Here is a 15,953-nt window from a genome sequence, read left to right on the forward strand (position 1 = left end):
AAGAGCGGTATCCATAACGGAACCGCTCTTTTTTATCTTTATTTAGCAAGAAAGATTATTTAGAATAAGCCTTTCGCTTTTTCCAGCGCCGCATCAAGGCCGCTGGCGTCAGAGCCACCCGCCGTCGCAAAAAATGCTTGTCCGCCGCCGCCGCCGCGAATTTCTTTGGCCAGGTCTTTCACAATTTTGCCTGCATTCAAACCTGTTTCCTGAGCGATACTTTCAGCGATAAAAACAGACAGTTGCGGCTTGCCGGCAATCTCAGTACCGAACACGGCGATCAGGTTTTCGACCTGGTCACGCAGTTCGTAAGATAGCTGCTTCAATGAATCAGCACTCGGAACGTCCACTTTTTCGACAATCAGACTGAATGTACTGTGCGTTTCCAGGTTAGCAAGCAAAGTCGCTTTCAATGTCTGGATTTTCTCGTTTTCAAGGGCAGCGATCTTTTTTTGCAAAGAACCGCGCTCTTCAAGCAGATTTTCAATGGCTTTCACGAGATCAGTCGGGTTTTTCAAAAGATCCTTGATCGTGCCCAGTGTTTCTTCCTGCTGACGCATAAGTTCAAGCGCTTTTTCGCCCGTAACCGCTTCTACCCGGCGCACCCCGGCAGACACAGAGCCTTCCGAAATGAATTTAAAGACGCCGATCTTACCAGTTGAAGGCACGTGGGTACCCCCGCAAAGCTCGAAAGAGAAAGAAGGGTCAAAAATGATCAGCCTAACAAAATCGCCGTATTTCTCGCCGAAAGTAGCGGTAGCGCCAAGGTCCAGTGCCTGCTGAATAGGTACATTTCTTCTTTCTTCCAGCGCAATATTTTCACGGATCTTTTCATTCACCCGGTCTTCAATTCTTTCCAGCTCTTCGTCGGTCACCTTCGAAAAGTGTGAAAAGTCAAAACGTAAAACTTCGTCATTAAGGAAAGAGCCTTTTTGACCAATATGCGTTCCCAGGACTTCACGCATAGCGGAAAGCATCAAGTGCGTTGCAGAGTGGTTCGCCTTGATCCTGTTGCGACGGTGTTCGTCAATTCTGGCTACAACAATACCCGCATTTTGCAGGGCATTGTCCAGGTTTCTATCCTTCGAAATATGAACAAAAAGATCGTTTTCTTTTTTGGTATCAACAATGGTAGCCACTTGCGGCTCACCATTGACAGCCCAGCGCAAAGTACCGGTATCTCCAACCTGTCCACCCATTTCAGCATAAAAAGGAGTGCGGTCCAGAACGATGTGATATTCATCCCCCGCTTTGGTCTTTACTTTACGGTATTTGACAATGTGGCTATGCGTTTCTTCAAAATCGTAACCCAGGAACTCCACGCCGTCAGCTTCACGCAGTTCGATCCAGTCAGTAGCCTCTTTGGCGGCATCCTGACGCGAGCGTTTTTTCTGAGCAGCCAATGCGTCCTGGAAACCGACTTCATCCACCTGAAAACCCTTTTCTCTCGCGATCAATGCCGTAAGGTCAACCGGAAAACCGAATGTGTCGCTGAGTTCAAAAACTTCATCGCCAGCAATGGTATTGATCCCTTTTTCTTTCAACGTGGCGATGATCACATCCAGACGTTTGAGGCCTGATTCCAATGTTCTCAAAAAGCTTTTTTCTTCTTCCAAAATCACGCGGGTTACAAACTCTTCCTGCGATTTCAATTCTGGAAAAACATCCTTAAACTGATCAGCCAAAACAGCTACCAGTTTGTAAAAGAATGGTTCCTGGAAGCCCAGGTAGGAATAACCGTAGCGAACCGCGCGGCGCAAAATCCGACGGATCACATAGCCAGCTTTCACATTGGATGGCAGCTGGCCGTCGGTAATGGCAAATGCCACAGCCCTGATGTGGTCAGAAATAACCCGCATGGCAATGTCAGCAAACGGCTCGTCGTTGGCGCCATATTTTTTACCGGACAAAGTTTCCAAAACCTGAATGGTATTCTGGAAAACGTCTGTATCGTAGTTCGAAGTCTTATTCTGAACAGCCATACACAACCGTTCGAAGCCCATTCCTGTATCCACGTGGGTAGATGGTAGTGGCACAAGCGAGCTGTCGGCTTTCCGCTCAAACTGCATGAATACCAGGTTCCAGATTTCCACTACCTGAGGATGGTCATTGTTAACCAGTGACTTGCCGGAAACTTCTGCTACGTCCGAAGCCGGGCGTAAATCAATGTGAATTTCGGAACACGGTCCGCATGGGCCGGTATCGCCCATTTCCCAGAAGTTGTCTTTTTTATTGCCAAGAATGATACGGTCTTCGCCAACAATCGGCTTCCAAAGATCCCACGCCTCCTGGTCAAAGGGTACGCCATCCTTAGAATCTCCTTCAAAAACAGACACATATAACCGGTCTTTTGGCAATTTGTAAACCTCTGTCAGCAGTTCCCATGCCCAGGTGATCGCTTCCTTTTTAAAGTAGTCGCCGAAAGACCAGTTGCCCAGCATTTCGAACATGGTATGGTGGTATGTATCGAAGCCAACGTCCTCTAAATCATTATGTTTTCCTGAAACGCGGAGGCATTTTTGAGTATCCGCGATCCGCCGTGAAGGAGGAGTTCCGTTACCTAAAAAGAAGTCCTTAAACTGGGCCATACCTGAGTTGTTGAACATCAGGGTAGGGTCATTTTTAGCGACAAGCGGTGCTGACGGGACTATTAAATGCTCTTTACTGCGAAAAAAATCAAGAAAAGCCTGACGTATTTGATGCGAGGTCATTGGATGTATTTTGCTGCTTATTTCGTTGTGAAAATAGGCCGCAAAGGTACGGACTTGCTTTTAAATTAAGACATTTTGAATGGCACGCTTTTGCAGATTTGATCGCCATTGTTTAAAAAGGCACAAATTTCCAGGACGAATTCAGAATTGTTGGAAGTATCACCGGCGCTTTCGTAGATAAATGATTGCTTGGTCTGAACAAAATGAAGGTCAGCACATTGACAAGGTGAAAGGCTCTCATACACAGTTTCACCTCTTTTGTTCATAATTTTGATTTGATAGTCGCCTATGGAACTACCTTTTGGTGTGATGTCAACATCTATGATCAGACTATCGGCATTGTTAATAATTTGATTCTTTAAAGGCTGATGGATGGTTACCAATGGAGAATTGATGTTTTTTTCCATGCAACCCGCTAGTGATGTTAAAAATATCAAGTTGTAAATTTTTTGCTTCATCGGTTTCGGGAGGGAATTTCGAAATGTGACGTAATGAATTTAGACATAGGTCACCAATTTTCACGAAACAGCGCAAACTAACCATCAATCGGTGACTGCCGGTGATTTATCGGCGAGCTGATCTTCCTCAGTCAGCAAGCAGTTTTTCAAAATCTCCCTATATTCTGTCGCGCTCGTTGCATTCCGGCATTGATGTCCCATTTGACATTTTTCAGAACTTCCCCGGTTTCTTCGAACCGAAAAACGGACCAGGGAGCGTGTGCCCTAATGAGCGCTTTCTTCCAATTATTTTCTGCCAGCCACTTACCGTTGGCGATCTTTTCGACAATTTTCAAGGATACCATATAGTGGAGGCATAAGCTTCGAAAAAATGTCAAAAGTTAAAAGTAGAGATCGCCCGTGCTACTGAAATGTTATCCGGTTTGCCTTTCGGAATGGTGAGTATAAACGCGAATGAGCATTCTTTTTTATGAGTAAAGCTTAACTGAAAATTAACATGGGGATTCATTGCGATTCCGGTAATTCAGGTAAGGCAGTAATATTAACGCGCTAAAAAATGAAACCGTTTTCAGAGTTATCGGCAGAGGAGTTGGCGATGGAAAACCTGTTCATAAGGTGGGTGCGGTTCCCGGATGATCCACCCATTCGTTCCTTTTGGGAAAACTGGATAATAAAATATCCTTCCAGGAAAGAGACTGTGGAAAAAGCCAGAGAACTCGTTCTGATCGCCTCCGAATGGAAACCAGAAATGCTGTCCAGCCAGGACGTTAATTCGATATGGGGCAGGATCAGGAGCACACTGGAAATCAGGGGAGACAGAGACCCCAAGGACCTTTCGACGGGCTCATCGCCGAATAGCAGCATGATCGGGAGTATCATTTTGATCCTGATGTCGGTCACCTTTCTTTTTTTTTTATTGTATTTTTTGTTCGGTAATCAATAAGGTTGCGTAACAAAACTGCTGCTCGCTCACGCTTAATTTTCCCTTTTCGAAACTAGCTTATTGCCAACGAAAGTACCTTTCGTACTTCATCCGAATATTGTTATAATCCAAATTTTTGTGAAATACGAACCTTTTCTGAAAACGATTTTGTGCGTTTGAATGTAAAGATGTTACAATATTTTATTTGATGAAGCCTATGTTGGCAACGTTCCCGACATCGATTGCATAAATAAATTCAGCTAATAATTTCCGATTATCTGCCCGAATCTCTATTCTCAAACCGATTTTCAAATGGTACTATATATACAAATAATATACTTATTGGAATTATTCAAATAGGTAGTACAATTTGGGGGTCGTGCGCCAAGTCACCCTTGTTCCTCTATCAGTTATAAATTTTCGATGGCTCAAAACAACGAGTTCTGGCGTGTAACCGCCAAAGCACTGTTAATTATTCATAGAAAATATATCAATATTTTGTAGGGGTTGGAGGTGGTAATGTCGTCAAGCATGTAACATTTAAGAACTTTTAATGGTAACCTTTTAACGCGTATGAAAAAAAACTTTACGAGTGTCGGTCACTGCATCATGCGTTGGACCATGATGGGCGTGATTGTCACGGGAATTACTGAGCGTGCTTCTTCTATGGAGAGACCGGTAAGCGTGACGATCGAAGTAATTGACAGGACAGTATCAGGAAAAGTAGTTGCAGCAGAGGATAATCTTCCCGTACCCGGTGTATCGGTTGTACTAAAAGGTAGCAAAAGCGGTACCAACACTGATGCAGATGGTCTGTTTAAACTGGAAGTGCCTGATAACAATGGGGTACTTGTGTTTTCGGCGGTGGGATTTGTTAGCCAGGAGGTTCAGGTAGGTTCAAAAAGTACTTTTGAAGTTCGGCTGGCAGGTGACCTGAAAACCCTTACGGAAGTGGTGGTAGTGGGTTATGGTACACAAAAGAAGAGCCAGACGACCGGTGCTATTTCTTCTGTGGGTTCCAAAGAAATTAATGAAATGCCTATTACTAACCTTGGTCAGGCATTACAGGGACGTGCAGCGGGTGTGGACGTAACGCAGTCTGGTTCAAAACCAGGCTCGGTTCCAAAGATACTGATCCGCGGACGTCGTTCATTTAATGCGGGCAATGATCCGTTGTATGTAGTGGACGGGATTCCTCTTTCGGCAGGATATGAAGATATGAACCCGAATGACATTCAATCCATGGAGGTTCTTAAAGATGCAACTGCAACAGCGATCTATGGTGCCAGAGGTGCGAACGGTGTAATAATCGTTACTACCAAAAAAGGTGCTGTTAAAGGAAAGACTACCGTAAGCTATGACGCTTATGTGGGTGTTTCGAAAGCACTTGACAAAGTTGAATTGTTTAACGGACAAGAGTTTGCGGAGTTTGTTCGTGAATCTTACCGCGCGACGGGTGGCTATAAAGACGCTGCCGGAAATCCGGTACCTACCGGAAAGGCAGATGCAGCTGCGGATGCAAAGGTTGCGGTTTTGGGTGGAGATCCTAACGTGGCAAAAGGCCTGGCAAATGGCACGAATACGGACTGGCAGGACCTTATCCTAAAAAACGGTATCATGACCAACCATTCGGTAGGTGTGCAGGGTGGCAATGAGAGGACCCAGTTTTATATATCAGGAGGTTTTTTCAAGGACAAAGGAATTGTAGAAGGACTTGATTTCACAAGAACTTCATTGCGCGCCAACATTGACCACAATGTAAATAGCTGGTTGAAAGTGGGGTTGTCATCTTACAGCATGTACAGTATTAAGAATGGTGAAAACCTTAATACATATGGGTTTACGATTAATCAAAACCCACTGGCGACACCCTATGACGACAATGGTAATATTCGCTTTTCGCCCACAAACGATGCACTGCTGACCAACCCGCTGGCGGAAATTGTTCCCGGCGCGCAGATTGATCAAATGAAGCGTTACAGGATTTTCAACAGCCTTTTCGCTGAATTCAAGATTATGGAAGGATTAAAGTACCGTGTCAATTTTGGTCCCGATATGACCATTACGAGATGGGGACGCTTTATCGGTGCCCAAACCAACGCCAGAAAAGGGGGTGATGCGCAAGCGAATATGGCAAATACCTTCGGTTTTAACTGGACGCTGGAGAACATTGTTAATTACAACAAGACGTTTGCAGCTAAGCACAACCTGAATGTTACATTGCTTCACTCTATTCAGAGAGACAATTTCGAAGGTTTTTTGGCTAACGTTCAAGGCGTTCCCGCAGAAACACAATCGTTCTATAACCTGGGTGCTGCTACTTCTATTCTTGCTGTGGGAAGTAACCTGTCTCAATGGACGATCAACTCTTATATGGCCCGTATCAACTACGATTTCAATGATAAGTATCTTTTAACCATGACATTGCGTCGTGATGGTTCCAGCCGGTTTGGAGAAAACAGCAAATACGGTAATTTTCCGGGTATCGCCGTAGGATGGAATTTGGGCAATGAGGACTTCATGAAGAACGTGACATGGCTTGATCTCCTGAAAGTACGCGCAGGATGGGGTAAAGTGGGTAACCAAGGGGTATCTCCTTATCAAACGCAGGGATTGCTTGGCCGAACTGCCTATGCATGGGGAAGTACACCTGCTTATGGGTACCGTCCGAACTCAATCGGAAATCCTGATTTGAGATGGGAATCTTCTGCTACCTCTAACATCGGAGTTGATTTCAGCTTCTGGAGAGGTCAGGTACAAGGTTCTCTTGAATTCTATCAAACGAACACAACCGACCTTTTGCTGTCTGATCAGCTTCCGGGCTCTACCGGTTTCAACGCTGTGACCCGTAACGTAGGTGAAACACGTAACCGCGGTATTGAACTGGGTGTTACGACGATCAACATGAATTCGGGATCGGGCTTCAAATGGACCACTGACTTTACATTTACTAAAAATACAGAAGCCATTCTTTCTCTATACAATGGCAAAGTGGATGACGTAGGTAACGGCTGGTTTATTGGACGTGCTTTGAGCACTGTTTATGATTACAAAAAGGTAGGGATATGGCAAACATCGGAGGCTGATGTGGCTAAGTCTTACGCCAGTGAAGTGGGGCAGATCAAAATTCAGGACACCAATAATGACAAGAAAATCAATGCCGACGACCGCGTGATCATTGGTTCTGACGTACCTGATTTCAGTGCCGGTATTACAAACCGCTTTACTTATAAAGGCTTTGACTTATCGTTCTTCTTCTTTGCACGCGTAGGTAACCTGATCCGTAGCCAGTTCCATAACAGCAACAACGCTTTGGCTGGTCGCTATCAGCAAATCAAAGTGGATTACTGGACCGAAAATAATCCTACCAACGAATTTCCTCGCCCAAAAAGCAACCAGGAATTCCCGGTTTATGGAAGTACCCTCACTTACTTCGACGGTACGTTTGTGAAGCTGCGCAACATCAATTTCGGTTACACGTTCACTCCGACGTTGGCGAAAAAGTTGAATATGGAGTCTTTCAGGCTTTATTCAAGCATTCAGCAACCTGCTATCTGGTCTAAATATCGGACGAAATACAATGGTGTCGATCCTGAGGCAACGGGACTTACCGCTGGTGGAACAGGTGTTACCCCCGCTACGATGGTAATTACTGTAGGATTGAATGTTAAATTCTAAAAGTGGGATGTTAAACAAGCTTAAAAGACATTGATAAAATGAAAATTGGGAAAATAAAAAAATCCGTATTGATATGCAGCCTGGCAGCCTTAATGATGACGGGCCAGGCATGTAAGGATGTTCTTGATGAAGAGGTTATCTCTGGAATCGGGAACGACTATATGAACAGCGCCAAAGGATTTGAAGATGGGGTAAAGGCGGCGTATTCATCCTTGAGGTTTTACTATGGTACGCAGCAGGGGCTTACACTCAGCGAGTATGGAACAGATATCTATGCAACAGGTGCGGATGGTGGTTATAAAGGGTTTCACTTTTACGATGGCCAGCTAAACCCGACGGTCGATTACCTCGCTACTACTTGGGATGAGCTTTACAAGGGCATTAACACCTGTAATGCAGTGATTGAGCGTGCCCCCAATGTGGTCGGTATTTCCGACGCCGTAAAAAAGCTTAGAATCGCGGAAGCCAAATTTCTTCGGGCGCATTATTATTACATTTTACATCAGCAATATGGTGGTGTGGATTTGCGTATGTCGGAAACATTGGTTCCTACGAAGGAGACAACAAGGGCCACTGATGCTGAAATGTATACGGCGATCATCAAAGATTTGAATGAAGCCATAGCGGATTTGGAAGTAAAAGCGCAATCTTCTGACTACGGACGTGCAACTAAGCCCGCCGCTGAGACACTTTTGGCCAAGGTATACCTAGCCAAAGCTTATTCAAGTGTAAAGGCGGCCGATGATTTTTCAAAAGCAGCTGAATTATGCTCAAATGTAGCAACCAAGTATAATTTCAAATTGCTGGATGATTTCGCCAGCGTTTTTGATGAAAATAATCAGTTAAACAGCGAGGTTGTTTTTGCCGTCCAATACACAAGTGATCCGTTGACTAATGGTAGCGGGAATAGCCTTCACCTGTATTTTGGGATGCAATATGACGTCCAGCCGGGAATGAAACGGGATACTTACTGGGGGCGTCCTTTCAAACGACTCAGACCTACTGAATACCTGATTAAGACTATTTTTGCTGACCGGGTCAACGATTCTCGTTATAAAAAGACGTTCAGGGATACCTGGCTTTCAAACAATCCGGGTACTTACAATGCAGCTTCTTTTGATGATTCAAAAACGAAGGTGACTTTTGCTGCCGGAGATACAGCGATCTTTATTCCAGGCTACGAAATGACGTCTGCTGAACGGGCGCAGAAGAAGTATCAGGTACTTGTACCAAGCAAATATTCCGAAGCTTTGTTTCCAACATTACAGAAGTTTTTTGATACAAAACGTCCGGATTTGACCTATGAAGCGGGTAGTCGCGACTATTTTGCCTTCCGTTTGGCAGATGTTTATCTTATGCTTGCCGAAGCCCTGATACAAAGTGGCAACCAAACTGAAGCAGCAGCTGCATTGAATATGGTAAGATACCGTGCCGGATGGCCGGGTAAAAAGGACGCAATGATGCTTGCTGCAAAAGATGTGACTATGGAGTCAATTATTGAAGAACGTGCGAGAGAATTGGCAGGTGAGCAAACCCGCTGGTTGGATTTGAAACGTTGGGGGCTTTTGGTAGAACGTGTAAAAAAATACAATCCACAGGCTGCTAACATTCAGGCGTTCCATGCACTGCGTCCGATACCACAGACGCAGATTGACAGAAGCGCGAAAACCACGGATGGAAAATCAGTGTTCCCACAAAACCCAGGGTATTAATGTAAAAAATCCGAATAGGATATAAGCCAATTTCACGGATTAAGTCAACCTCATCATTCGATAATCAGAATGATAAATTGACTTAATCCGTGATTTTTTTTACGCTGATTTTTAACTTTTATAAATACTATCGGATTAATTATAAATCATTGAAAATGAAGTAGGGGCGGAGAAATGTGCCTCATATGAGTGCAATTTCAGGGTGACGTACGGTGACATACGTTACTTTTTGTAGAAAGAAATAGAACTTATTCATGTAGGGGAAGGAAAGGTACTACTACGTCTGGGTAAATTGATATTAATTTACTCACCTAACCTTAACCAATTCATGAAAAAAGGATCTACCAAGGGCCTTTTGCGACTGGTGACGGCAAGTATGCTTGCATTCATGTTCATGATGAATCAGCTTGCCAGCGCCCGGCCCCGCCAATTTGGCCAAAAACGAAAAATCCGCCCCCGACAAATCTGTTAGCGGCAAAGTTCTGTCTGCTGAGGACAGCTCCCCTGTACCCGGCGTAACTGTTGTTTTGAAAGGAACAACAACGGGAACCACCACCGATGTAGACGGAAAGTATCAGATCAATGTCCCTGGAAACAATTCAGTGCTCGTGTTTTCCGCCGTCGGGTATCTGACCCAGGAAAAGGTAGTCGGGACCAGCAGTGTGTTAGACGTTTCGCTGGCATCCGATCAAAAAACATTGGACGAAGTAGTCGTAGTTGGGTATGGTACCCAGAAAAAAAAGGGACCTTACCGGCGCCGTTTCTCAGATTAACACGACGAAACTGGAAAACGAAAATCCCAACTCGGTACAGGATATTCTTCGTGGAAATGTGGCAGGTCTTAACGTGGGTATGTCGCCTTCTGCCAAGGGTGGAGGTAGCTTGCTGGTACGTGGAAGAAACTCCATCAATGCGGCTACAAGTCCGCTCATCGTTTTGGATGGCGCTATTTACTACGGTGAGCTATCTGATGTGAACCCCAATGACATTGAGACGATTGATGTTTTGAAAGACGCCAGCTCTGCGGCAGTTTTTGGGTCGAAAGCAGCGAGCGGCGTAATCCTGATTACCACCAAAAAAGGTAAGGAGGGAAAAACGATCATCAATATCAACTCCAACGCCGGCATAGGAAACGTTTCGAAAAATCAGCCGGTTCTCGGGCCGGATGAGTTTATTACCTGGCGTGGGGATGTGATGAAAAACATTAACTCCACCTTCAAGCCACATCAGTTTGATAACCCGGCCAACCTTCCCACGGACATTTCATTGCAACAATGGCTGGCGTACGACGGCTCGTCGGGAGATCCTACAACAGTATGGCTGCAGAGGCTTGGAATGCAGCCGGTTGAGATAGAAAATTACAAAGCAGGAAGGAGTGTTGACTGGTATAAAAAGGTTTTTCAAACCGGTGTGAGGCAAGATCATACAGTAAGTCTTTCCGGGAAAAAAGACGCGGTTAACTACTTTATGTCGCTGGGTTACCTGAATAACAATGGTATTATCTATGGCGATAAATTCAGTACTGTCAGAGGTAGGGTTAATCTGGAAGGTAAGGTCAGTAAATTTCTGTCTGTCGGCATCAACACCCAATTTGCGGACAAAGACGAAAGTCAGGTGCCGGTGGATTACGGTCTCGCGCGGATTCTTTCTCCCTGGGGTTCTGAATTTAATGAAGATGGTACTTACAAATGGCGCCCCAATAATGAGGCGAGCGGAGGAAACCATCCATACTATGCCCGTCAGTTCATTGACAGAAAATACAAAACTACCACATTGAATACCACGCTTTATGGACTGGTTACATTGCCGTTTGGATTTTCCTATCGTGTAAACTATACGCCAAGATACGAATATTACGACCGGTACAACCACGAGTCAGCGGCGCACGCGGAATGGGCGGCCACAGGCGGAAGTGCCAGCAGGCAAAACCGCAAAACTTTCCACTGGCAGGTTGATAACATTGTGAAATGGAACAAAACTTTCGGAGCGCATAACTTCGATGTGACCTTGCTCGCCAATGCAGAAAAGTATCAGCGCTGGGACAATACCATGAACAACAAGGGATTTTTACCAACGGATGCATTGGGCTACCACGGCATCAGTACCGGCATTAATCCAACGGTATCAAGCTATGACGAATACAGTACCGGGGACGCATTGATGGCGCGGGTGTTTTACTCCTGGAAAGACAGGTATATGGTCACCTTATCGACCCGCCGCGATGGTTACTCGGCTTTCGGGCAGTCAAATCCACGCGCGACTTTCGCTTCTGCTGCCTTGGGATGGGTGTTTACCGATGAAAAGTTTTGGGAAAGCAGCTGGATGAATTACGGTAAACTGCGCCTGACCTGGGGTAGCAATGGTAACCGCGACATTGGGTTATACAATGCGATATCCGATTTGAGTACCGGGAAATACCTTCACGTGAAGCCAGATGGTACCGTATACCTGGCTAATCAGCTGTATGTGAACCGTATGCAAAATGCTAACCTGAAATGGGAACGTACAGCATCTTTTAACATCGGACTGGACTTTGGATTGTTCAATAATGTGCTGGACGGCTCCATTGAAGTCTACCGGTCTTCAACAACCGACCTTCTCGTTCAACGTGCTTTGCCCGATATTCTGGGTTTCAGCTCTGTTTGGGACAATCTTGGAGAGGTTCAGAACAGAGGTGTTGAATTTAGTCTCAATTCGGTCAATATTAATCATGAAAACTTTTCATGGAGGACTACTGCGAATTTTCAGCTGAACAGGAACAAAATCGCCAGACTTTACGGAGATCTTGACGAAAATGGAAAGGAAAAGGACGACGTGGCGAACAGGCGGTTTATCGGTCACGCACTGGATGAGATCTGGAATTTCAAGGTGGATGGTGTGTGGCAGGTAGAAGAGAAAGATGCGGCTGCGAAATATGGTGTCAAGCCGGGTGATTTCAAAATCAAGGATGTGGATGGTGACGGAAAATACACCAATGCGGATAAAGAGTTTCAGGGGTATACCAATCCGCGGTTCAGATGGACATTGAGGAATGACTTCAAACTGTTTAAGACGCTTGATGTAGGTATCGCGATCTACTCTTACTGGGGACATAAGTCAGGCTTTAACCAAATGAAAAACAGGGATGGCTTCCTCGACAGAACCAGCTCTTACCGATTCCCCTACTGGACAGAAGAAAACAGATCCAACGAATGGGCGCGCCTCTATTCCAGCGAAGGTGGGGCAACCGGGTTTGGCGTTTATCGCGACCGGTCTTTCATTCGTCTGGATAACATTTCACTGGGTTATTCGATTCCTAAAAAGCTGGTGCAGAAGATCAATGTGCAAAATCTGAAATTCTTCTTTTCAGCCAAGAACTTAGGGTATTATGCTCCAAACTGGGATTATTGGGATGCAGAGCCTGACGATGAAGGTAATAATGTTCCTACTCCGCGCATTCTCACGCTGGGGGTTGATATTACTTTGTAATTGTTTAAAAAACGAAGACATTAAAATCATGAAAGTCACATATAGATCAATCAAAAAACGTGGATTATGGGGTTTCTCGGCTCTTTTCCTGACACTGCTCAGCTGCGATAAATCCAGACTTGAACCGAAACCATTATCATTCTTTGCCCCGGAAAATACATTCAATGATCCGGACGGATTACGCGCTACGCTGATCGCGTGCGAGCGTAACATGCGCTATGAATGGTATGGCGATAATCCACCGATCGTTACAGAAAGCATTTTCTCGGACATTGCCGTGGAAGGTACGACCGACAAGTCGGGCCCGGCGCAAAACATGAACTTACAGATTACGCCAGATGCGCAATTGAACAGTACCGATTATAACAAAATCGGTTGGTATTGGCTGGAAGGCTATAAAGGGATCAAGTATGCCAACGTAGCCATTTCGCGGATCGATCAGCCGACGTACTCCAGTGAACAGGAAAAAAATGAAATACTGGGTGCTGCCTATTTTCACCGGGCATTCCGCTATTACCGCCTTGTGCACCAGTTTGGCGACGTACCATTGATTTTGGACGAAGTTGTAGAACCTAAGCTTGACTTTTACTCCACTAAACGAGAAGTTATTCTTCAAAAAATGAAGGAGGACCTCGAATTTGCCGAAAAGTGGGTGCCTGTGGTTACCGACAAAGGTACTGTGACACGCGGCGCCGTGAGCCACCTGCTGACAAAAGTAAATCTCGCACTAGGGCTATTTGACGACGCTATTAAATCGGCAAACAATGTAATTGACGGCGGCCCGCATAAACTGATGACGAACCGATTTGGGATCAATCAAAGTGATGCGACGAAAAATGTGATCTGGGACTTGCACCGGCCTGAAAACAAATCGCTCGCCACAAATACCGAAGCATTGTTCCTTGTGATAGACCGGCTTCTGATCGACGGGAATTTTGACGGTGGTATCCAGAGCATGCGGAATGCAGTACCGTTTTGGCATAACAACGTCAATACGCCCACAGGCAACAGAGGAACCATTGATACCTATAATATAGAGATCGACCAGGTTAACAAATACGGCCGTGGGATTGGAAGGTTGCGTCCTACCTGGTATTCGACCCATAGCGTTTGGGATGATAAGAACGACTTACGCCATGCGCCTGGCAACTGGATGCGCATGCAGGACCTGGTCTATAACAACCCGGCCATTAAGGGGAAAGACACTTATTACGGACAAAATTTAAGGTTAAGAACGGATGCTGGTGCATTGCTGACGATCGATACGATCCGTTGCTGGTTCGACTGGCCACATTATAAGCTCTTTATCCCGGACCCGGAGCGGGTTCAGGCGGCCGGCGGTCACACGGACTGGTATGTGTTCAGGTTGGCGGAGACCCATCTGTTGCGTGCTGAGGCGTATTTTTGGAAAGGCGACCTCGCTAATGCAGCCAAGGATCTTAATGCAGTGCGGGAAAGAGCCGGGGCTGCGCCGATCGCAAGTGCCAAAATCAACATCGGAACGATTCTGGATGAGAGAGCGAGAGAGCTGTATTATGAAGAACCGCGTAAGACGGAACTTACCAGGATCTCTTATATTCTGGCAATGACAGGGAAGCCGGCCTACAATGGTAAGACTTACACATTGGCTAACTTTTCAGACAATAATTTCTTCTACGACCGGATTATGGAAAAGAACAATTTTTATAACAAAGGTGTCAAAACCCGCCACGGAGACGAGTACCTGATCAGCCCGTACCATGTTTTGTGGCCGATACCTTCGGCTACGATCCAGGGTAATTCGAAGGGAATAATTAATCAGAATAAAGGGTATTCCGGTTATGAAAAGAATGTACCGCCCTTGACTTCCATTCCGCAATAATAAATAGTGAGTGCAAAAGCAGGAAAGTCTCTGATTCAGAGACTTTCTTAGTTTAAATGAAATCAAAACTGAACCAAACCAGAATAACATGAATATCAATACATTGACCGGAAGACGTGACTTTATAAAAATGCTGTCTATTGGTGGTGCATCGCTCGCATCGGCAGATTTGTGGGCTAATTCTCTCATCAAAAAAGGAAACATCAAGATCGGTTATTCCGCGATTACGTGGGGTGGAAAAGATGAGCAGGCGATGACCGACCTGTCAGGCCTTGGTTTCAAAGGCATCCAGCTGCGGGCAAACACTTTTGCACCTTATCGTAACAAGGTTTCTGAATTGAAAGACGCGCTGATTAAAAATAACCTGACGCTGGCCATGTTTTCAAGCGGTAATGTAGAAATCGATCCGGCTAAGTTTGAAAGTACCGTGGATACGCACGTGGCACATGCCAGTTTTGTAAAAGCGCTGGGTGGCAGTGCATTGCAGCTCACCAACAGCCTGCGTCCGAAAGATCGTGCACCGTCCGTGGAAGAATTAAAAAAATTGGCGCAGGTCATGAATGAGATCGGTAAACAAACTGCCGATCAGGGTGTGCAGGCGGTATATCATAACCATATGAACCAGTTAGGCGAAACCCCGGAAGAGGTGGATGTGATCGTGCAGGCCATGGATCCGCGCTACATCAAACTGCTTTTGGACATTGCCCATTACAAGCAAGGCGGCGGCGAACCGCAGGAAGCTGTTTTGAAATACAAAAATATCATTCACTCACTTCACTTGAAAGATACCAAACCTGCTGAAACCAAGAGCGGATATAAATTCGTGGAGTTGGGGCAGGGAAGGGTAGATGTTCCGGCAGTTTTTGCCTCTCTGGACAAGATCAAATTTAAAGGCTGGGCGGTTATTGAGCTCGACGGTGTGCCCGATCCTGAAAAGTCACCATTGATCTGTGCGGAGATCAATAAAAAGTACATTACTGAAACCTTGAAGTATCCGCTGTAAAAAGTCAAATTCATCATACATTATTACTAGCCTGAATCGCATTTGTAAGGGTAATAACATTAATTAATCGTTATTACCAATAATGCGTGCTGCCTTTGCATTACCGCATTACCCTTGTCAAAAAACACATTACAATCCAT

Annotated in this window: 10 protein-coding genes; 7 read left to right on the plus strand and 3 right to left on the minus strand. The window is 45.3% G+C overall.

Features of this window, described 5'->3' with window-relative positions:
• Nucleotides 1-59: 59 nt before the first annotated feature.
• The 3 genes from alaS to ON006_RS02125 form a co-directional block, all read right to left on the minus strand.
• Entirely contained in the window at nt 60-2,711 is a 2,652-nt protein-coding gene (gene alaS, locus ON006_RS02115; protein ID WP_244823464.1) for an alanine--tRNA ligase, read from the minus strand.
• Nucleotides 2,712-2,776: 65 nt separating this feature from the next.
• Complete coding sequence (locus ON006_RS02120) at nt 2,777-3,118, minus strand: hypothetical protein (RefSeq protein ID WP_267609945.1); 342 nt, start codon at nt 3,116-3,118, stop codon at nt 2,777-2,779.
• A gap of 197 nt (nt 3,119-3,315) precedes the next feature.
• The gene (locus tag ON006_RS02125) at nt 3,316-3,513 is read right to left on the minus strand and encodes a hypothetical protein (protein WP_244823466.1); all 198 of its coding nucleotides are present in this window, start codon (nt 3,511-3,513) and stop codon (nt 3,316-3,318) included.
• A gap of 212 nt (nt 3,514-3,725) precedes the next feature.
• On the opposite strand from ON006_RS02125, the gene ON006_RS02130 reads away from it, so the two are divergent.
• The 7 genes from ON006_RS02130 to ON006_RS02160 all read left to right on the plus strand — a co-directional run bounded on the left by ON006_RS02130 (nt 3,726) and on the right by ON006_RS02160 (nt 15,813).
• Nucleotides 3,726-4,112: a hypothetical protein gene (locus ON006_RS02130; RefSeq protein WP_244823467.1), complete on the plus strand. Its 387-nt coding sequence runs from the start codon at nt 3,726-3,728 to the stop codon at nt 4,110-4,112.
• Nucleotides 4,113-4,712: 600 nt separating this feature from the next.
• Nucleotides 4,713-7,769 (plus strand): SusC/RagA family TonB-linked outer membrane protein, encoded by a 3,057-nt coding sequence (locus ON006_RS02135; RefSeq protein ID WP_374760236.1) that lies wholly within the window; start codon nt 4,713-4,715, stop codon nt 7,767-7,769.
• Between the two features lie 38 nt (nt 7,770-7,807).
• The gene (locus ON006_RS02140) at nt 7,808-9,481 is read left to right on the plus strand and encodes a RagB/SusD family nutrient uptake outer membrane protein (protein ID WP_244823468.1); all 1,674 of its coding nucleotides are present in this window, start codon (nt 7,808-7,810) and stop codon (nt 9,479-9,481) included.
• A gap of 431 nt (nt 9,482-9,912) precedes the next feature.
• Entirely contained in the window at nt 9,913-10,254 is a 342-nt protein-coding gene (locus ON006_RS02145; RefSeq protein WP_267609946.1) for a carboxypeptidase-like regulatory domain-containing protein, read from the plus strand.
• A complete protein-coding gene (locus ON006_RS02150; RefSeq protein WP_267609947.1) occupies nt 10,205-12,949 on the plus strand; it encodes a SusC/RagA family TonB-linked outer membrane protein in 2,745 nt (914 codons plus the stop codon). Before ON006_RS02145 ends, ON006_RS02150 begins: the two co-directional genes overlap by 50 nt.
• A 28-nt stretch (nt 12,950-12,977) precedes the next feature.
• On the plus strand, nt 12,978-14,810 hold the full coding sequence (locus tag ON006_RS02155; RefSeq protein ID WP_244823470.1) for a RagB/SusD family nutrient uptake outer membrane protein: 1,833 nt from the start codon (nt 12,978-12,980) through the stop codon (nt 14,808-14,810).
• Between the two features lie 88 nt (nt 14,811-14,898).
• On the plus strand, nt 14,899-15,813 hold the full coding sequence (locus tag ON006_RS02160) for a sugar phosphate isomerase/epimerase family protein (RefSeq protein ID WP_244823471.1): 915 nt from the start codon (nt 14,899-14,901) through the stop codon (nt 15,811-15,813).
• Nucleotides 15,814-15,953: the final 140 nt, after the last annotated feature.

Source organism: Dyadobacter pollutisoli (assembly GCF_026625565.1).
GTDB classification, from domain to species: Bacteria; Bacteroidota; Bacteroidia; order Cytophagales; family Spirosomataceae; genus Dyadobacter; species Dyadobacter pollutisoli.